Below are 18,480 nucleotides of genomic sequence, written 5' to 3'. Positions count from 1 at the left end.
ATTTATACATTCACATTAAATAGTACAGTGAGTTCCAAAGGTAAAGTTTGCGGCATAATGAAAAAGCCCCTTTTAAAAAGCAGATCTTTTATGATCTGCTTTTTTGCTTCACGTTCATTGCCTGATCATGTTGTAGGCGATTCTATGGCCACTCAATGTGGCAGTATTTAGAAGGTGAAGCCGCCATTTTGTTTTTACGCAGGTAGAGGACATCAAGCGGTATAGGGTGTGTTTGATCAAGTTAGCCGAGATAATGTTTCAATCTCCCTAATCCTATTCTCAACTCGTCTAATGATTCTGTTGAAGAAAGCGCAACACGCAAATGCTTATGAGGAGTGGCAGAACCGCTCAAAAAGCGATCAGAATGAAATGCGCGGATTCCATGTTTCTTCAAATCCGTTTCCAGCTGTAACGCATCGGTATCATCATTGATGGAAAGCCATCGATAAAAGCTGAGAGGATGTCCATGCACCTCTGTTTCAGGAAAAAACTCTGCAAACATATCATTAGCCGACTGGGCAAGCTGTTTTTTTTGAGAAACAATATCATGCGCTTTTCCTGATAAAATCAGTTCTGTTATGACCTCTGCATCAAAAGAAGACGTTTTTACATTAATGTTGAACATCGCCTGATGGATTTTCTCGCCCAAGGCATCTCCATAGACCATATAGGCCACTCTTAATCCTGAACAGATTGATTTAGAGGTGCTGCAAATATATACGCTTTGTTCTGGGAGCAAGTTGAACATGGGCTCCTGATAATCAGAAATCAAGCCTGCGGTCATAAACGCATGAATATCGTCTTCGATCAATAATAAACGATGTTTTCGGATCACTGCCGCGATTTCTTTCTTTCTGGCATTCGACATCATAACAGTAGTTGGGTTACAGCAAGAAGGCATCAAAAAAATGCCATGAATGTTGAGTTGAGTACATTGCTTTTCTAGTTCGTCCGGCAGCATTCCATACTCATCTCCAGGAATCGGCACTAGCTGAATGTGGTGCATTTTTGCAAGTTCAATAAAGTTTGAGTACGTGTATAAGTCAGTGGCAATTCGATTCCCTGGCTCAAACAGCGCGGCCAATGAAATGGCCAGCGCATTTTGGGCACCGGAAACAATTGAGATATGGTCTTGGTCAGTTTGAATGCCAAACGATTTCATCCAGTTTAGCCCTGCTGTTTTTTGATGCGGAATGCCTGTTGGATCATTGTAATTGAGTAACTGTTTTACGTAATGTTTACTCGCAACCTGTTGAATCACCTCCGTTACAATTTGATTGGTTTCTTCAAAAGAGGCGATTAAACCAAGATCGATACAGTTGGTGATTTTATCTTTAGAAATCGTAATTGAACGAGCGGCGCTAGGAGAAACAAAGGTTCCCTTTCCGGTGACCGCATAGATCAGCCCCTTTACCTCACACACTTTATAGGCTCGGGTAATTGTAGTGAAGTTTAAGTCAAGAAAGTCAGCTAATTCTCGCTGGGGCGGGAGCTTTGTACCCGGTGCTAAAAAACCATTTTTGATATCGTGTTCAAGCAGTGCAGCAATTGATTTATAGAAAGGCCGCTTTAACGCCTCTCTTTCTGGCTTCCAAGACATTGGGTAATTGTCGAATGAATTGACCGGCATAATCCACCTCTATTGTTTCGTTTTCCATGAATGGTTTTTAAAAGGATGCAGCAAGTTTTCTCTATTATGATACAAAGGATAATTGTAATCCATACAATTATCTTGTTTGTTGTATGGATTTAATATGGTACTTTAAAATAAAAATGTTGCAAGGTGTGAATCTTATGACAAAAAGAAATCAAATAGGGGCTGCATTTCGTTCGGCCTTCCCGTATACGATTCCGATTTTTGCCGGTTTTTTATTTCTGGGAATTGCTTATGGAATCTTTATGCATTCTTTAGGGTTTAGTGCAATTTATCCGATCATCATGAGTTTTATTATATTTGCGGGATCAATGGAGTTTGTTGCCGCCCATTTCTTGCTGGGCGCGTTCAACCCGTTGAATGCCCTTTTTTTGACGTTGATGATCAATGCCCGACATTTGTTTTATGGAATTTCCATGTTGGATAAGTACAGGGGGACTGGAAAGAAAAAGCTTTATTTGATCTTCGGGATGTGCGATGAATCATTTTCTATCAATTATACCGCTAATGTTCCGGCGAATGTTGACAAGGGCTGGTTTATGTTTTTTGTGACATTGCTTAATCATTTATATTGGGTCGCGGGAGCAGCGATAGGCGGTATTTTTGGATCGTATGTGAAATTTAATACCGAAGGGCTTGAATTTGTGATGACCGCCCTCTTTATTGTGATCTTCATTGAGCAGTGGATGAAAGAGCAAAAACATCACAGTGCTCTCGCAGGCCTTGGGCTTTCAGCTGCCAGCCTTATCATTTTTGGCGGAAACCATTTCATTATTCCTGCTATGCTCGCCATTTTAGGGATACTCACTGTTCTGAGAAAACCATTAGAGAAAGCTGAGGTTTCTGTATGATGATGAGTATAACGCAGCAAATCATTACCGTTGCTATGGTCGTGCTTGGCACAATGCTGACACGGTTCCTTCCATTCATGATTTTCCCGTCTGGGAAACCGACGCCGAAATACATACAATTTTTGGGCAGGGTGCTGCCATCAGCGGTAATCGGGCTTCTGGTTATTTATTGTTTTAAAGACGTGAGTCTACTTTCTGGGAGTCACGGTATTCCTGAATTAATTGGAGCAGCTGCAGTTGCACTGCTTCACTTTTGGAAAAAAAATATGCTACTTTCTATAGCGGGGGGAACCGTTGTTTATATGGCTATGGTACAATTGGTTTTTTAACCGTATGGGGAACGATCAAGGATCAAACTTTTATTGAACTTTTTAAAAATTAATGAAATTGACACAATCTTATTTTGGACTCAGCACCGTGCCAATGTATATAGCATCTGTAGTGTTTCTTTGCCATTCAAGAGGTGTCTACTTTATTCGGAGGATTTATCATGTCAAAAAAAGTGTCTGCTTCCTATATCATCATTATAGGATTAATGCTATTTGCATTGTTTTTTGGGGCGGGAAATCTCATTTTCCCGCCTATGCTTGGGCAAATGGCTGGAAAAAATGTATGGATTGCCAATGCAGGTTTCTTGGTGACAGGAGTTGGCTTGCCGCTGCTGGCAATGACTGCATTTGTTTTTTCAGGTAAAGATAATTTACAATCGTTAGCCAGCCGTGTGCATCCGGTGTTTGGCATTGTGTTTACAACGATTCTCTATCTGGCCATCGGGCCTTTTTTCGCTATCCCAAGATCGGGGAACGTATCGTTTGAAATTGGAGTGAAACCTTTTTTATCAGATGATGCAGGCCCTGTTTCATTGATCATATTTACAATATTGTTTTTTACAGTTGCATGTCTGTTATCACTTAATCCCACAAAAATAGTGGATGTGGTCGGAAAAGTTTTAACACCAATTAAATTGACATTTATCGGTTTGCTTGTAGTGGTAGCTCTTGTTCATCCAATTGGAACCATTCAAGCGCCTTCAAAAGGGTATACATCGCATGTGTTTTTTAAAGGCTTTCAGGAGGGATACCTTACACTGGATGCCCTTGTAGCATTCGTTTTTGGAATCATTGTGGTGAATGCAATGAAAGAACAAGGGGCAGCCACCAAAAAACAGCTGATCATCATTTGTGCGAAAGCCACTGCGATTGCTGCGACACTTTTAGCCCTTATCTATACTTCCCTTTCATATATGGGGGCCTCCAGCGTTGAAAAGCTGGGGTTTTTAGAAAATGGGGCCGAGGTTTTGGCTAAGGTTTCATCCTATTATTTTGGATCCTATGGTTCTATCTTATTGGGTTTAATGATTACGGTAGCATGTTTGACGACAAGTGTCGGACTCATCACAGCGTGTTCTTCGTTTTTTCATGAATTATTTCCGAGCATTTCTTATAAAAAAATAGCTGTGATGTTAGCGGTGTTTAGCACACTTGTTGCAAATATAGGATTAACAGAGCTCATTAAGGTGTCCAAGCCTGTCTTAATGACGATGTATCCAATCGCGATTTCCTTAATATTTTTAACGTTTTTGCACTCTGTATTTAAAGGGAAGGCTGAAGTGTATCAGGGGAGCTTACTGTTCACGTTTATCATCAGCCTATTTGACGGTTTGAATGCAGCTGGGATAAAGATTGAAGTCGTGAATCGCGTTTTCACTCAGGTTCTTCCTATGTACAGCATAGGGCTTGGGTGGCTTATTCCAGCCATTGCAGGGGGTATAGGCGGCTATATACTGAGTATGTTCCGAGCAAAAAAATCATGATTTAGCGCTGTAGGGCCGATAGAACCACTCACCTTTATAGATGGTGATTTCCCTGATCCGTGTTCTAAAGAGTTGAACAATGACTCAGATCTGCAGGTGGAATAAAGCTCTTTTCCGCCTGCTTAATTGGGGGGAGAAGCTTTGTGTATGAGATTAGCACACATAGATAAACACGAAAGATCGATCCTTCGTGAGTTTCAGCTACAACAGTCAAAGGCGCGACCATCTCAAGTCTCGCTCATGGAGCAAGCTGCAAATGATGTAAAGACATATCGCGTAACATCAAAACCAATCCAAAAGAAAAAAAGAAGGCAGGGCAGAGCTGAATCAAAAGCCTCCCGTGAAGCAGCATTACACATATTAAAGCAGCAGAATAAGCCAATGAGCAGTATAAATTTGAAAAGAAGGATTGAAAAGGAAACCGACGTACACATTTCGAATATGACATCATTTATGAATACTTTGATGAAAACACACCCCGAGGTGAGAAAGCCTTATAGAGGGCAGTACATTGTGATTTGAATGCATGGTATCAAAGGCTCAGCATTACAAATGTAGATCAGAGACAGAAACACAAACACAGCGCATGTTCAGCATGATACCAAGGATCTTGACGACCTTGGTATTTTTGTTGTGAACTGCCGACCATCGATCGGTTTATGTACAAAGACGATCGCAAAGATTGTGATGAATGAATTGATGCCCATATGACCATTCTCCGTCTGTTCAAGTAATAAAACATGGCCGGCATTCATGATTTTCGCTTAATTGATGCCGATTTGTTAAAAATGTAATCCAAATGATTGAATCACAAAAATCACAACAGGAGGGATCAACAGGGAAGGCAGCAGATTCAGTGTTTTGAACTTCTTGATTCCAAGAATGCTTAGACCTGAACTGAGGATGAGTATGCCTCCCACAATAGTAATTTCGTTAATAAGGTCTGTATTGATTGCGCTCTCCATTACTTTAGCAAATAAATAGATGGAGCCCTGCCAAGCAAACAATACAATGGCAGCTGCTGCTATTCCAAAACCAAAAGTCGAGGCGAGTACAATGGAGGTGATCCCATCTAACATACCGTTTGTCAGAAGGTACGTATAATCTCCATGCAAAGCCGCTTCAACAGGACCCAATATTGACAGCGAGCCTATACAAAATAATAAGATCGCAGTTGATAACCCCTCCGCTAAATTGCTTTTAGAAAATTTGTTCACCAGCTTGTTGAATCGTAATTCCAGATTGATGATCTGGCCAAGCAAACCTCCAATGGCTAAACTCACGATGAAAAGAATGGGGTATTTACTATCAGGCAAATGCTGTGTAACGGCGTTGATTCCCAGCGCGACTGCAGCGAACCCCATTGCCTGCATCAAAATATCCTGGTATTCATCTTTAATGCCTTTTTTGAATATCCCCCCGATTATGCTTCCCGCAATGATCATCACTGTGTTAAAAATTGTTCCAAACATAAGCTTTCTCCTCCAATAATGATTCCTGCATAAAAAATAAACCCTCTAGTTAGTAGAGAGTCAAGGGAGATCAAAAACATATTCATGAGATTATTTGATGGGCAAGAGGATTTCAGTCACATAATTGTCTAGGTTATTCGTAATGCCATAATCAATGAGTGTGATTTCGATAGAATCTCCTGCTACCTCATAATGATGCTCTTCCATATACGCCAGTAATGTTTTGTAGTAGGGTTCGGCTTCTGGGTGTGACCCTCTAAACCTAATTTGCAGATATTCTCTTGAAGGGAAAATGATTTCTGATGAAGTTTTTTCATTTTCATCTTCATCTTCAAGAATCATAAATATACTGGAATATTTGTCAAACTGTTTTGCCTTCACATTTGCTGCTGAAATGGATAAACCGATTTTGCCTATAAATATATCTTCGTTCACATTCAGGTGGGTTCTCAATTCCGCTAACGAATGTTCGATATCATGGCCGAGAACATATTCATGCTGTAAATAAGCCACTCGAATTGCGGGAAGTTTGATTTTTGAAATGTGATGTAACGGCATGTTAACGGCATCTTCTATATGTGTGATGCGGCGGGAGATCTTTCGTTCAATGCGTTCTAATTCTTTCTTCTTGCGATCAATTTCAGCTTGCTGGCTTTTTAGTAGATGAAGAAGGGTATTTGTATTTTGAGAGTTATAAAAATCAAGCAGCTTATGGATTGGCAGACCTAAGGCCCTCAAATACTTGATGGTATCCAGCCGCTCAAACTGTTGGGTGGAATAATATCGATAGTTCGTTTTCTCGTCTTTATATTCCGGCTTCAAAAGACCGATTTCATCATAATACCTAAGAGCAGAGATTTTCACATTGAATAACTTTGACACTTCCCCAATCGAAAAAAATTCCTTCATTCTAACAACCTTTCTGTCCCTATGATTGATATACATCCATATTATATAGTACAGCGAGTTCTAAAGGGAAAGTTTAACAGCATAAAGCAAAAGCTCCTTTTCAAAAGGAGCTTTTCATTCTTCGAAATAAGGATTCACATGGATGAGCACTTCTTCAACATCGGAAAACTGTCTTTTGATTTCATTTCGAATTTCGCGGGCAATGTCGTGTCCCTGCTTAATTGTCAAATCATGATCCAAAGATAAACGGACATCAAGCAATTTATAGTGACCGTGTTCTCTCGCGCGGATTCTATCGATTCGTTTTACCTGATCACATTGAAAAATAACAGCTTTATATTCCTCGATCAGCTTGGGGTCAACGCTCTTTTCCATAAGCACATCAACAGACGGCCTGATTAATTCCATAGAAATCTTAAAAATGAGGTAAGCAACGATTGCACTGGCAATTGCATCGGCGTACAACAGATAGGACCAGCCGCGGGTGTTTCCGATGATAGCCAACAAGACGCCGATAAAAGCGGCAAGGGAGGCAACGATATCGCCTTTATGATCGTATGCAATCGCTATAATCGCTTTGCTGTTCCATTTTTCCCCTTGCTTGATAGAATAACGATATAAGATTTCCTTAGCCACGTACGAAATAAGACCCGCAAACAATGCGCTGTATTGGGGAACGCTTGGCCCTTTAACAAAGGACAGAATCGCTTCAATGAGGATATAAACGGATACGATCACTAAGATTATTCCTACAATCGCCTCACTAATGACTTCTGCTTTTCCATGCCCAAAAGGATGGTCTTGATCGGGCGGTTTATTGGAAATGCCGATCACTGCCAAGACCGCAATCGAAGCAACGACATCTGCCGCAGAATGGATTCCGTCTGCAAAAACGGCTTCACTATCGCCTATCAGTCCAAAAAAGACCTTTCCTGCCATTAGGATCAGATTGGCGATCAATGCAATCAAAGCAACTTTTCTGCTGATTTGTTCTCTTTCACTTGCCATTTTTTCCTCCTATAAAACTGCACAAAAAAATAGGAGTGCTCTTTAGACGCTCTCCGTATCCTTTTCTGTGTAATCACTTTGCTTATCATACCAATTCAATTTCGAGTGGGTCTATAGCAACGTTGTTTCCTGGTTACTAATAAATAAGGTAACAGAAAAAAAGTTGGAGCTGTGCTAAAAGCTTACACTGCAAACAAATGAGTTCTCATGTAACAAGGAGTGGCGATAATAATGCTGCCTTCAGCGGAAAAATTCCATCTGTTATAAAAAAACTATTGACATTAGATGATCTGTATTTTACTATTATCTCATATTCAAGATATTTTAATTCAAGATATTAAGTTAATAAGATCAACGATCAAGGTCCAATCGCAGTCAGTTCTTTTTTAAAAATTCAATGAGATTTTTTATAGAATAATATCTCGAATTCAAGATAAAAAGGAGTGTATCGTAATGGCTGAATTTACACAGTTAGTCAATGAAAGAAGATCTGCAAGCAATTTTCTTTCAGGTCATCCAATCACAAAAGAAGACCTCAATGAGATGTTTGAATTGGTTGCATTGGCACCATCGGCTTTTAATTTGCAGCATACAAAATATGTGACGGTTCTAGACCCGGATGTAAAAGAAAAGCTGAAACAGGCCGCAAACGGACAATATAAAGTGTTTAGCTCATCTGCGGTTCTTTTGGTATTAGGGGATAAACAGGCATATCAGCAAGCGGATGACATCTATGAAGGATTAAAGGTGTTAGGGGTATTAAATAAGCAAGAGTATGACCATATGGTTCAAGACACCGTTTCGTTTTATGAAAACAGGGGAGAACAATTTAAGAGAGATGAGGCGATAAGGAATGCTTCACTTTCTGCGATGATGTTTATGCTGAGTGCTAAAGAAAAAGGCTGGGACACCTGCCCGATGATCGGCTTTGATGCGGAAGCCGTAAAACAGATTTTGAACATAGATGATCAGTTTGAGGTTGTCATGATGATTACAATTGGGAAAGAAAAAACAGAGAGCAGAAGGCCGCGCGGCTACCGTAAGCCTGTGAATGAGTTTGTTGAGTATATGTAAAAGGAGCAGATAAAAATGGCTAAAAAAACAATGGGAATTCATCATATTACAGCGATTGTCGGCCATCCTCAAGAGAACACAGATTTCTATGCAGGAGTGCTTGGGCTTCGTTTGGTCAAGCAAACTGTCAATTTTGATGATCCAGGTACGTATCATCTTTATTTTGGAAATGAGGGCGGGGAGCCGGGAACCATCATCACTTTCTTTCCGTGGGCTGGAGCCCGCCAAGGCGTCATTGGAGACGGCCAAGTTGGCGTAACGTCATATGTCGTGCCTAAGGGGGCTATGGCATTTTGGGAAAAGAGACTAGAAAAGTTCAGCATTCCATACACCAAAATCGAGCGCTTTGGAGAACAATATATTGAGTTTGATGATCCTCATGGCCTGCACTTAGAAATCGTGGAAAGAGAAGAAGGAGCGGCTAACACGTGGACCTTCGGAGATGTAACGCCTGATCTTGCCATTAAAGGTTTTGGGGGCGCAACTTTATTATCAGCGCAGCCTGACAAAACCGCGGAGCTATTGGAAAACATTATGGGGCTGGAACGAGTCGGCAGGGAAGGAGACTTCATTCGTTATCGTTCTGCCGGTGATATCGGAAATGTGATTGACCTTAAGTTAACGCCTATTGGCCGCGGTCAAATGGGAGCCGGCACGGTGCACCACATTGCTTGGCGGGCTAGTGATGACCAAGATCAATTAGATTGGCAAAGACATATTGCTTCTCACGGATACGGTGTAACTCCTGTTCGGGATAGACATTATTTTAATGCCATTTACTTCAGGGAACATGGGGAAATCCTGTTTGAAATCGCAACTGATCCACCGGGCTTTGCCCATGATGAATCACACGAAACAATGGGCGGAAAATTGATGCTGCCTGTGCAATATGAACCGCATCGGGCACAAATTGAACAAGGGCTGCTGCCGTTTGAAGTAAGAGAATTAGATTGATTTGACACATAAAAAAATAAAGAAACATATATTCAATTGATGATTGCTGGATGGATGGTACCGTCAGCAAAGAATCAGATGAAATCAAAGATGAGGAGAGATAAAAATGGAAGATGCAGGACTGTTGCTTATTCGGATTATGATTGGTGTGGTGTTTCTGTTTTATGGCACACAAAAATTATTCGGCTGGTTTGGGGGATACGGAATTAAAGGGACCGGACAATGGTTCGAATCTATTGGGGTAAAACCAGGTAACGCTGCGGCCGCTCTGTCAGGCCTTGGGGAGTTAGTAAGCGGAATTCTATTTATTTTAGGTGTGTTCCTCCCGCTTGGAGCTGCTATCATCACAATCATTATGTTAGGTGCGATCGTAAAAGTTCATGGAGCGAAAGGCTTTGCGAATGGCGCCGGCGGTTTTGAATATAACGTGGTGCTCATTGCCGTCTCCATAGGGGTTGCACTCATCGGTTCAGGAGCTTACGCTTTGCATTTTTAATACGAAAGTAAATCAGAACAGTTACTGTCATGCAGTAACTGTTCTTTTGTATTTACATTTTCGGCAAGTTTGCAGGTAATCTGCAAAGCAAAAAAGCGGAAATACTAAATATAAATCTGTATAGTGAATGGTATATTTTAGCTTGGCCATAAAGGCAGACCTATTTGAAGGAGTAAATGGATGAAAGAAATGACAGCATTACATTCATTAGATTCTATAGATCATTTTATCAAACAGCACCAATTCAGTTTTATCTATATATCAAGGCCTGGCTGTACAGTATGTCACGCAGTTCTGCCGCAGCTTAGAATAGTATTGGATCAGTTTCCAAACATCAAATTGAGGCATGTCAATGCTGACGATGTAGCAGAGGTTGCCGGCAAATTTTCAGTCTTTACTGTTCCCGTGCTTCTTTTGTTCATAGATGGGACTGAGTATTTGAGAGAAGCCCGCTTTGTTCATTTTGAACAGCTTGAACAAAAGCTGGATAGGGTTTATCGATTATATGAAGGCGAATAAATGGTTTATCCATTTAGATCTTTTCGCTTCTTTATTGGTCGTCATGAACCCATCTGCATATGAATATTCCTCACTTTATCATATCCGCAGCACTCATCCTGTGGAACATCATTGGGCTTTTCAGAAAAGAAGCATCATATCAAACGAGACAAACGATTAAAAAAGAACTCATATGAGTTCTTTTTTTGAGCATCATGTTATTCTTCACTAGGTGAAGAAGGGTTATCATTCTGCCCTTGATCACTTGTATCATTATCACAACTTGCTGAAATAATAATGGAATTAGAAGGAGAGTAATCTCCTAATGTGAAATTGACACCGTAGTTTTTGCTGTTCGCAGTATGGCTGTTTTGCAAGTTTTGTCCGATATCTGTATTGGCGTTTTGTGTCATCCCATTTATCGTGAGATTTGAGATGTTGATTTGAGATCGCATGCTTCAAAAGCTCCTTTCATTCAGAAGTAGATGTCATAGAGGACGCTGGCAGTCTATTTACTTCTATGATATTTCGTTTTTATTTCATTGCATCAACATAATGGTAAAAATAATAGTGCCTCTTTAAGCGAGTCAATGAGCATCTCTTTTGAAGATGAACGTAACAGCATTCAAACCTATCAGCAGATTTAAAGCCGCCTGATAAAGAGGCGGCAGATCGTTATATGTCATCTATGAATTTGATGTATCGTTTTTCGTTTGCCTGAAGGATAAGATGGTCGTTTTTAATGATGAGTAGGAGCCTATAGCGGCGTAGCCATAAAACCAGCCCATAAACACGCCGGAAAAGAGGCTGTGTCGATGGCTTATGAAAACAGAAATGACAAGACCTATTATTAAAGTAACCGATGGCACAAAAGTTTTGGGGATTTTCAATAATATTTTGAGGATTTGGGTTATCACTATGATGATTGGAATGGCTATCACAGCATCCCAAAAGTTTGTATGAATAATTGGAAAAGCCATATGGCACCTCATGAAGTGTTTATTTCTTAATTTTTACGCTAAAAGCTTGGAAAGCAGCTCTTGGATCGCATATGTTACATTTTGGGCTTGATTGGCGGAGCTTGTTTGGCTTAAAGTATTGGATTCAAAAACCAAACCTGTATTACTCCCACCGGAACCTTCTGTTGTTTTAGACACAGAGAACGGGCTGATGGAAACTGCAAATCCGTTATTAAAAACGCTGTTCCCGGATATCGAATGAATATAAACTGGGCATTTCATCATTCATCTCTCCTCTCCGTTATGACTGTTTATACAATATGGTGTGTGAGCAGCAGTTGCTTAAACAAAACGGCAAAAACTTTCAGTAAGAGACAAAAACCTGCAAAATGCCACAAGCGCCTTTTGTTAATGCAGCTTTTTAGGGACGTTTTTTTTATTTTTTTTACCAACTTCATCAAAAATATTCTGATTGCCAGACTGGGCTTGTCCGTCCTTATTTATGAAATCCGGGTGAATGAGTTTTTTCAGATCCCTGACTGTTAAAGGCTTGGCGTCATCAGTCAATTCTATTCCTAATTGCCCGTTGGCCTCTAATGTCGCTATTTTAACATCTTGTATAGCCGTAACGCCGTGAAGCCGTAGCTGCATTTCAAGCTGATCAACTGTAAGTCTCATCTTCTTTAAGTTTTCGATATGAAGCTGTCCGTTTTCAATAACAACTTTTGCCTTTCCGGTCAACATCTTTTCTATGATGTTCGATTTCATTTGGATCCATTCCATAACGATGAGTGTGCTTGTGAAAATTGCCGCTGCAATTAATGTTTTGAAGAGGCTGTACTTGATGATTGGCTGCACGATAATAGTTCCGATTGAAATCATGACAACCGTTTGAGTTAAAGTCATTTGTGCGATTGATTTCATTCCTGAAATTCTCAGCAAAATGACTCCGGCTACAATGAGAACAAGAGATTCCCAAGTGAAATCCATGCTACCACCTGACCAATGAGGAATTAGATTTGTCTTGGGATTGGCTTTCCTTCCGGCCAATCGCAATTTAATATATCCGAAAGGCAGTTTTTCATTCTGTCCTAAACCGAACAATATTTTTGGTATAGATGGATATATTAAGCCAAACAATGATAGCAGCAGGAGTTTTTTGGCCGAAACAATCTGGGAAGCGGAGAGCGCCATAAGATGATTGAACTTGAAGTTGTCATTAGAACGGTTGCTAGCTTTGGCTTGCTGTTAATCGCAGAACGAATTTTAGGCAAACAGACAATCTCTCAAATGACGATTTTTGATTTTATTGCGGTAATCACACTAGGGGCGATTGCTGCCGGATTAGCTTACAATACTTCAATAAAACCGCACAATATGGCCATTTCGTTTAGTATTTTTGTGCTAACCATTTTTCTGATTTCGTTCCTGTTGATAAAGAACAGGAAGCTGAGGAAATTTTTTGCCGGAGATCCAACAGTGCTGATTCAAAACGGGAAGATACTTGAATCGAATATGAGGAAAATGCGTTACACACTTGATTATTTAAATCAGCAATTACGTGAAAAAGAAATATTTAATATCGAAGAAGTACTTTTTGCAATCCTTGAAACGAATGGTCAGCTGACTGTGTTAAGAAAACCGCAATTCCGGCATGTAACCAAACAGGATTTAATGATTGCGGTAAACCAAGAACACAGGCTTCCGATAGAGCTTATTATGGACGGAGAAATCATTGAGAATAATATAAAGCAGAATCGTTTGACGGAATCCTGGCTTTTGGAAGAATTGCGAAAAAGAGACATAAAGGTGAAAGAGAACGTGTACGCAGTGCTGCTGGGTAATGGGGATATTTATGTGGATCAGTATAAAGACCATATATCAGTCCCTATGGATAAGGAATGAAGGAACAATCAATCTTAAAGCCCCTTATTGAACGCAATGGTTTCAATTTGTCTTGGGTACGAAATGTGCAGAAGCCCGTTTAACAGCTGAATTTGTAATAAATGAGATTCAGTGGCTTCGGGAAGCTGAATGATTCGCTCAATTTCTCCGTAATACCGTTCACGCAGCACTTCCATTTCGGCTGGAAAAACAGGCGTGATCGTTCCTTTGATCAGCAGCTGGGTTTTAGATAGTAAGCGGATCGTTAATTCTTCCTCATACACACCGGGCATTTCCACAATGATAAAATTATCTTCTTCATCTTGATAAAAGTCGTAAACGAGCGTATAGGTGTTGGTATTAAAAAATTGTTCCGGGGCTTTATACTTGAGCACATTTGTCCAAAAGTCATTTTGCTTATATTCATTTGTAATCTCAAGCCACTTTTTCATTTTTTCGAGATCCATCTAGGATCCTCCTTAAATTTGGTTTGAAATCGGTGCAGAAGGGTTTCCAATTTGGTCTTGATCACTGATATCAGTATCGAGGTTCCCAGTATTTAAAAGAGAAGAAGAAGGCGAAAAATCCCCTAGAGAAAAGTTTGCCCCAAAGTATTTGCTGTTCGCTGTATGGCTGTTGTGTACGGTTGGGCCGACATCAATATTTCCGTTTTGTGTGACGCCGTTCACCTTAATATTTGCGATGTTAATTTGGTATGGCATAGCGAAACTCCTTTTAATCTAAAATTGGCGGTACTGGAAGCGGAGGAGCATTCATATTGGTAGTATCAGAGTTTCCGAGTTCTGTCTGATCGTTGACATCAGGATCATTTAAGAAGTTTTCCATGATTGATTCTGCAGGTGATGTATCACCGAAAGAGGAGTTGATCCCTTGAGATTTATTATTTGCGGTATGGCTGTTATGCGCGGCTTCACCTATTGTAATTGAACCATTGCCCGAAATACTGTTGATCTTCAAATAATATAGGTTGATTATTGTAGACGGCATCCCATCACACCCTTCCATCATTCTGTACAGTACATTATGCGCCGCTGCACCCAATTGTTCCTTGCATTTGCGGGCAAAACTCTATCTGGTCCCGGAGTGATGCTCGTTAGAAAAAAAGAATAAAGTTTGGCACGGCCTGAATGTAATCTATTCAGCAAATACTTATCAGTGAATGAAAAGCCATTGATATAGGAATCAATGAATTGATCCAGTTACTCGAAATACATAAGACCTTTAATATAGGAAGCTGGCAACAGGATCAGTTTGAAATCATTGACAAGGAAGCTAATGCCATGAAATAATACTCGTGAATAACATTACTTGTGAGTATTATTTTAGGGGTGGTCCTAGTTGAAAAGTAAAGGACGTAAAGGAGAAGAAAGCCGAAAACGATTACTCAAAGCTGCCGCTAATGAATTTTCGATTCGGGGATTCCATGACACGAAGATAAGTGAGATTGTAAAAAAAGCTGGGTTCACACAGCCCTCATTTTATCTGTACTTTCAAAGCAAAGAAGCCATCTTTGAGGAGTTAATCACCTATTTTCACTCCCGAGTAAGAAAGCTGACAGAGTCACTTCTTCTGGAAAACGGATTAAACACGGAGGATGTGTCAAAACGAGTGCTGTCTGCTGTGGAATCTGTTTTTCAATGTCTAGCTGAAGACAAGGATGTAACCAAGATCGGCTTTTTTCTCAACCCGGAAGCGAAACAAATGAAAAAAGACTTGGCGATGGTTTTGAATGAAAACCTAGAAGCAGAACAGCGGCTTGGCTATTTTCACTCCGAGCTGGACATGGAAACGGTCGCTGAATGTTTGATCGGCATGATTGAACATTTAACCGATTCATTTTTGTTAACCGGAATCAAAGATCCGGCAAGTCTCGCAGCAGAGGTTGTGAATCTTTTAATATACGGGATGCTTCCGAAAGAAAGGGAGTGACGTAAGATGATATCTATTATTTTGAAAGTCAGTTTGGCAGTTTTTATGCTTGTGGGGGGCATCATAAAGGTAAGCCGCGTTCCCTTTCAAGTTGAGCATTGGCGGCATTATCAATATCCATTATGGTTTCTGACTGTTACTGGCATTCTTGAAGTAGCCGGGGCACTTGCTATGACAGCGGGAATTTGGAATCGGTATGCAGCGTTAGGAGCAGGTGTGCTGTTTGTCGTTCTCATGGCGGGAGCAATTCATGCGCATATTTTTCGAGCGCGGCAATCGGTCCTTATGACGATACCTGCGATGATCTGTTTGATTGTGTCTATCATGATAATCATGGTGTAACAAACCTATATGCAGGAGATCTCCTTCTCTTATTGAATAATAGAAAGTCCCAGGTATTAACCGGGTAATTGAAATAGAGCTCCATTTCTGCGTTATTCGTCCGGCATCAGCTGGGCTTTTTTTATAAAGGAGGAGTACAGAATGACATTAACTTTAGAAGCCATGACTTTGAAAGAATTCGAAGCCTTTCGCGGGATGTCCGTGCAAAATTATGCGAAACAAAACATAACGTCGGGAACTTGGACGGAAAAAGAGGCGCTTGAGAAATCGGAGCAGGCATATGAGAACATGATTCCGAACGGGCTCGACAGCAGCAATCATTATTTTTGGAACATCACAAATGTACAAGGGGAAAGCATGGGCTGGCTCTGGCTGTATGCTGATCCGTTTCATCCGCAAAAGGAAGCGTTTATCTATTCCTTTGGATTGTATGAAGCCTTTCGCGGAAAAGGACTGGCTCAATTGGCGCTTCAAACGCTTGATGAAAGAGCAAGAGAGCTTGGTGCGGAAAGGCTGGCCCTTCATGTGTTTGCGCACAACGAGACAGCCGTCTATCTTTATCAGAAGATGGGCTATGCCATGACCAATATACGTATGCGGAAACAGCTAAGCTGAAAAGCCGCTACGTTACTCAAACACAGCATGCCTATCTGGAAGCGATGATAGGGGGTACTATAAGTCATCTTTTTGAAAATAAAAAGAAAAAGGACAACAGCTGTTGTCCTTTTCAATGCCGCTTGAACTTTGCCTCTCAGCCTTTTTTGTCTTGATGATCCAGCGCTTTGATTTGTTTCGTAAGCTCATGGAAAGCTTGATCAAGCTCCTTATACCCTTTATCATTTGGCGTCATAAAACTGAGCTTTCCCAGCACTTCTTGTCTTTCTGTCTCAAGCTTTAACCGAAGCTCCTCCCGCTCATTTCTTTCTGAAGGAGTGTCGTTTAACTGCTTTTCGATGCCGTTGTTTGAGATAACGAGTTTACTGTTTGTTGTTTTTTCGAGAAAGTAGCGGTCATGTGAAACCGCCAGCAATGTGCCGCTGTATTGGGACAGTGTTTCTTCCAGCTGTTCACGTGACGGCAGGTCGAGGTGGTTTGTCGGCTCATCTAAAATCAGCACATCTTTTTCCTCCAGAATATATGCCATCAGCTTGACCTTTACACGCTCCCCCATACTCATATGCTTGATCGGTTCAGTCCATTGGGCGGCTGTAAAGCCTAAGTGCCTCATCAGATTTTGAACGTGCCCCCTTGCTTTGAATGTTTCATTCTCAAATAACTCTTCCGGTGTTTGTTCTAAAGGCAAATCAAACACCTCCTGCGTTAAATAGCCGATGTTTGCGGACGGCGACGCCCATACACTTCCTTCTGCTGTTTCCTGTCCCAGAATGATGTTCAGTAATGTCGTTTTTCCGCTGCCGTTGGGGCCTAAGATGGCAACCTTTTCGCCATGCTGAATCGTAAAGTTAGCGTTTTTAAAGAGAGTCCTTTCTCCAAAAGCCTTCGTTACATTCTGAACTTCCAAAAAACGTTTTCCTGTTTTGTGGGTTGTATCGATTGAAAAGCTGACTTTATATTCTGGGGTAACGGGTTCCGCCTTTGCTTTTTCCAGCTCTTTTTCAAGCCGCTTCCGCTTGGATTTTATTTGGGCATCCGTACGCTTCGCTTTTACCCGGTGATATTCTTTAAACCCCTCCTTTTTCGTCGATTGGGCGTGGGCTTTTTCCGACCAAGAAGAGAGCTCATTCATTTGTCCTTCAATTCGTTCAACCATTTTTTGCTGCTTTTCATATTCGCGCTGCTGGGTGAGTCTTCTCTTCTCCCGGAACTTCATATACCCGGAGTAATTCCCTTTGAATTCAACCAGCGTCTGATCCTCAAGAGACCATATTTTTGTGGCGGCTTCGTCTAAAAAATATCGATCGTGAGAAACGAGAATCACAGTGCCGTTATAATGTTTCAGCTGTTGGATGAGAAATTGCAAGCTTTTTTCATCAAGGTGGTTTGTCGGTTCATCTAACAGCAGCAGATCTGCATCCTCTGAGAGTCCTTTCGCCAGCCGCGCTTTCAGTTTTTCACCGCCGCTTAACTGATGAAATTCACGAAGGGGCACATGCCATTTCTCCAGTAACTTCTTTTCGGCAGGTGTCTGATTGGCAAAGGAATACGCCGCAGTTTCCTGTTCGACCAAAGCCATTTTTATATCCGCCCGAAGGATTTGTCCTTGTGCAGGGGCCAAGTCGTTGTGAATAAGGTGCAGCAGCGTAGATTTTCCAGCGCCGTTTTTGCCGATAATCCCAATGATATCTCCTTGCTGAACACTGGCATTTACGTTTTTAAAAACAGACAGATCCTTCACTTCGTAGCTCACGTTTGTTAATGTTATCATCTCTTTCATCCATATCCCTCGCTTTAAAGGGAGAATAAAAAAATCCTCCCAAATGTGTTGGAAGGATTAGCCGTGCCTGTGCATGATCAAATAAGCTACTCTTTATAAATAGCGGTGTCGTTTATATAGAAAATGGGCAGACTAATCCTATTTTTTCTGATTTGAAATATTGATTTCAAACGGTAAAAATAAGATTAGTTAATCATTGTCCACCCATCATCCCTTCTTGT

25 protein-coding genes are annotated in these 18,480 nt (G+C 40.9%); 13 read left to right on the top strand and 12 right to left on the bottom strand.

What is annotated here, in order from left to right; translation table 11 throughout:
- Positions 1-241 precede the first annotated feature (241 nt).
- Positions 242-1,630, bottom strand: a complete 1,389-nt coding sequence (locus QA442_RS19590) for an aminotransferase-like domain-containing protein (RefSeq protein ID WP_095432055.1) — start codon at positions 1,628-1,630, stop codon at positions 242-244.
- A gap of 113 nt (positions 1,631-1,743) precedes the next feature.
- Here QA442_RS19590 and azlC point away from each other — a divergent pair, with 113 nt between their 5' ends.
- The 4 genes from azlC to QA442_RS22265 all read left to right on the top strand — a co-directional run bounded on the left by azlC (position 1,744) and on the right by QA442_RS22265 (position 4,840).
- Complete coding sequence (gene azlC / locus QA442_RS19585) at positions 1,744-2,505, top strand: azaleucine resistance protein AzlC (protein ID WP_095432054.1); 762 nt, start codon at positions 1,744-1,746, stop codon at positions 2,503-2,505.
- Positions 2,502-2,834, top strand: a complete 333-nt coding sequence (locus QA442_RS19580; RefSeq protein ID WP_095432053.1) for a branched-chain amino acid transporter permease — start codon at positions 2,502-2,504, stop codon at positions 2,832-2,834. Before azlC ends, QA442_RS19580 begins: the two co-directional genes overlap by 4 nt.
- Before the next feature lie 161 nt (positions 2,835-2,995).
- Positions 2,996-4,318 (top strand): branched-chain amino acid transport system II carrier protein, encoded by a 1,323-nt coding sequence (brnQ, locus tag QA442_RS19575; RefSeq protein ID WP_095432052.1) that lies wholly within the window; start codon positions 2,996-2,998, stop codon positions 4,316-4,318.
- A gap of 147 nt (positions 4,319-4,465) precedes the next feature.
- On the top strand, positions 4,466-4,840 hold the full coding sequence (locus tag QA442_RS22265; protein WP_095432051.1) for a Rok-like winged helix domain-containing protein: 375 nt from the start codon (positions 4,466-4,468) through the stop codon (positions 4,838-4,840).
- Between the two features lie 260 nt (positions 4,841-5,100).
- Here QA442_RS22265 and QA442_RS19570 read toward each other — a convergent pair whose 3' ends face one another.
- From QA442_RS19570 to mneP, 3 genes are all read right to left on the bottom strand, one after another.
- The gene (locus QA442_RS19570; protein WP_095432050.1) at positions 5,101-5,790 is read right to left on the bottom strand and encodes a DUF554 domain-containing protein; all 690 of its coding nucleotides are present in this window, start codon (positions 5,788-5,790) and stop codon (positions 5,101-5,103) included.
- Positions 5,791-5,880: 90 nt separating this feature from the next.
- Complete coding sequence (locus tag QA442_RS19565; RefSeq protein ID WP_095432049.1) at positions 5,881-6,699, bottom strand: MerR family transcriptional regulator; 819 nt, start codon at positions 6,697-6,699, stop codon at positions 5,881-5,883.
- Between the two features lie 114 nt (positions 6,700-6,813).
- Positions 6,814-7,707 (bottom strand): manganese transporter MneP, encoded by an 894-nt coding sequence (mneP, locus tag QA442_RS19560; RefSeq protein WP_095432048.1) that lies wholly within the window; start codon positions 7,705-7,707, stop codon positions 6,814-6,816.
- A 453-nt stretch (positions 7,708-8,160) separates the two neighbouring features.
- Between mneP and QA442_RS19555 the strand changes: the two genes are divergently transcribed.
- The 5 genes from QA442_RS19555 (at position 8,161) to QA442_RS19535 (ending at position 10,910) form a co-directional block, all read left to right on the top strand.
- Entirely contained in the window at positions 8,161-8,781 is a 621-nt protein-coding gene (locus QA442_RS19555) for a nitroreductase family protein (RefSeq protein ID WP_095432047.1), read from the top strand.
- Positions 8,782-8,796: 15 nt separating this feature from the next.
- Positions 8,797-9,735 carry a ring-cleaving dioxygenase gene (locus QA442_RS19550; protein ID WP_095432046.1) on the top strand — a complete coding sequence of 313 codons (939 nt, stop codon included), beginning with the start codon at positions 8,797-8,799 and terminating at the stop codon, positions 9,733-9,735.
- Between the two features lie 106 nt (positions 9,736-9,841).
- Complete coding sequence (locus QA442_RS19545) at positions 9,842-10,231, top strand: DoxX family protein (protein WP_014662965.1); 390 nt, start codon at positions 9,842-9,844, stop codon at positions 10,229-10,231.
- Between the two features lie 180 nt (positions 10,232-10,411).
- Positions 10,412-10,750 (top strand): thioredoxin family protein, encoded by a 339-nt coding sequence (locus tag QA442_RS19540; protein ID WP_095432045.1) that lies wholly within the window; start codon positions 10,412-10,414, stop codon positions 10,748-10,750.
- Positions 10,737-10,910: a hypothetical protein gene (locus QA442_RS19535; protein WP_279473376.1), complete on the top strand. Its 174-nt coding sequence runs from the start codon at positions 10,737-10,739 to the stop codon at positions 10,908-10,910. Before QA442_RS19540 ends, QA442_RS19535 begins: the two co-directional genes overlap by 14 nt.
- Positions 10,911-10,947: 37 nt before the next feature.
- Here QA442_RS19535 and QA442_RS19530 read toward each other — a convergent pair whose 3' ends face one another.
- From QA442_RS19530 to QA442_RS19515, 4 genes are all read right to left on the bottom strand, one after another.
- Complete coding sequence (locus tag QA442_RS19530; RefSeq protein WP_014662967.1) at positions 10,948-11,184, bottom strand: spore germination protein; 237 nt, start codon at positions 11,182-11,184, stop codon at positions 10,948-10,950.
- Positions 11,185-11,415: 231 nt separating this feature from the next.
- Positions 11,416-11,709: a hypothetical protein gene (locus tag QA442_RS19525; protein WP_176465950.1), complete on the bottom strand. Its 294-nt coding sequence runs from the start codon at positions 11,707-11,709 to the stop codon at positions 11,416-11,418.
- 33 nt (positions 11,710-11,742) lie between these two features.
- On the bottom strand, positions 11,743-11,973 hold the full coding sequence (locus QA442_RS19520; RefSeq protein ID WP_014662969.1) for a spore germination protein: 231 nt from the start codon (positions 11,971-11,973) through the stop codon (positions 11,743-11,745).
- 123 nt (positions 11,974-12,096) lie between these two features.
- Positions 12,097-12,678 carry a DUF421 domain-containing protein gene (locus QA442_RS19515; RefSeq protein WP_176465949.1) on the bottom strand — a complete coding sequence of 194 codons (582 nt, stop codon included), beginning with the start codon at positions 12,676-12,678 and terminating at the stop codon, positions 12,097-12,099.
- A gap of 207 nt (positions 12,679-12,885) precedes the next feature.
- Here QA442_RS19515 and QA442_RS19510 point away from each other — a divergent pair, with 207 nt between their 5' ends.
- Positions 12,886-13,593 (top strand): DUF421 domain-containing protein, encoded by a 708-nt coding sequence (locus QA442_RS19510; protein WP_095432044.1) that lies wholly within the window; start codon positions 12,886-12,888, stop codon positions 13,591-13,593.
- A gap of 14 nt (positions 13,594-13,607) precedes the next feature.
- On the opposite strand, the gene cotP is transcribed toward QA442_RS19510, so the two are convergent.
- The 3 genes from cotP to QA442_RS19495 are packed head-to-tail and all read right to left on the bottom strand — an operon-like array spanning position 13,608 to position 14,580.
- The gene (cotP, locus tag QA442_RS19505) at positions 13,608-14,039 is read right to left on the bottom strand and encodes a spore coat protein CotP (protein WP_071582117.1); all 432 of its coding nucleotides are present in this window, start codon (positions 14,037-14,039) and stop codon (positions 13,608-13,610) included.
- A 12-nt stretch (positions 14,040-14,051) separates the two neighbouring features.
- On the bottom strand, positions 14,052-14,294 hold the full coding sequence (locus QA442_RS19500; RefSeq protein ID WP_014475957.1) for a spore germination protein: 243 nt from the start codon (positions 14,292-14,294) through the stop codon (positions 14,052-14,054).
- 13 nt (positions 14,295-14,307) lie between these two features.
- Entirely contained in the window at positions 14,308-14,580 is a 273-nt protein-coding gene (locus QA442_RS19495) for a spore germination protein (protein ID WP_021481644.1), read from the bottom strand.
- 351 nt (positions 14,581-14,931) lie between these two features.
- Between QA442_RS19495 and QA442_RS19490 the strand changes: the two genes are divergently transcribed.
- From QA442_RS19490 to QA442_RS19480, 3 genes are all read left to right on the top strand, one after another.
- Positions 14,932-15,522: a TetR/AcrR family transcriptional regulator gene (locus QA442_RS19490; protein WP_095432043.1), complete on the top strand. Its 591-nt coding sequence runs from the start codon at positions 14,932-14,934 to the stop codon at positions 15,520-15,522.
- Positions 15,523-15,528: 6 nt separating this feature from the next.
- On the top strand, positions 15,529-15,864 hold the full coding sequence (locus QA442_RS19485) for a DoxX family protein (protein WP_071582119.1): 336 nt from the start codon (positions 15,529-15,531) through the stop codon (positions 15,862-15,864).
- 141 nt (positions 15,865-16,005) lie between these two features.
- Complete coding sequence (locus tag QA442_RS19480; RefSeq protein WP_071582120.1) at positions 16,006-16,479, top strand: GNAT family N-acetyltransferase; 474 nt, start codon at positions 16,006-16,008, stop codon at positions 16,477-16,479.
- A gap of 136 nt (positions 16,480-16,615) precedes the next feature.
- Here QA442_RS19480 and vmlR read toward each other — a convergent pair whose 3' ends face one another.
- Positions 16,616-18,259, bottom strand: coding sequence for an ABC-F type ribosomal protection protein VmlR (vmlR, locus tag QA442_RS19475; protein ID WP_095432042.1), 1,644 nt, complete (start codon positions 18,257-18,259; stop codon positions 16,616-16,618).
- Positions 18,260-18,480 lie beyond the last annotated feature (221 nt).

The organism is Bacillus stercoris (assembly GCF_029772985.1).
Taxonomy (GTDB): Bacteria; Bacillota; Bacilli; order Bacillales; family Bacillaceae; genus Bacillus; species Bacillus stercoris.
The sequence above is the reverse complement of the archived record's forward strand: the minus strand, read 5'-3'. Positions and strand labels throughout refer to the sequence as shown.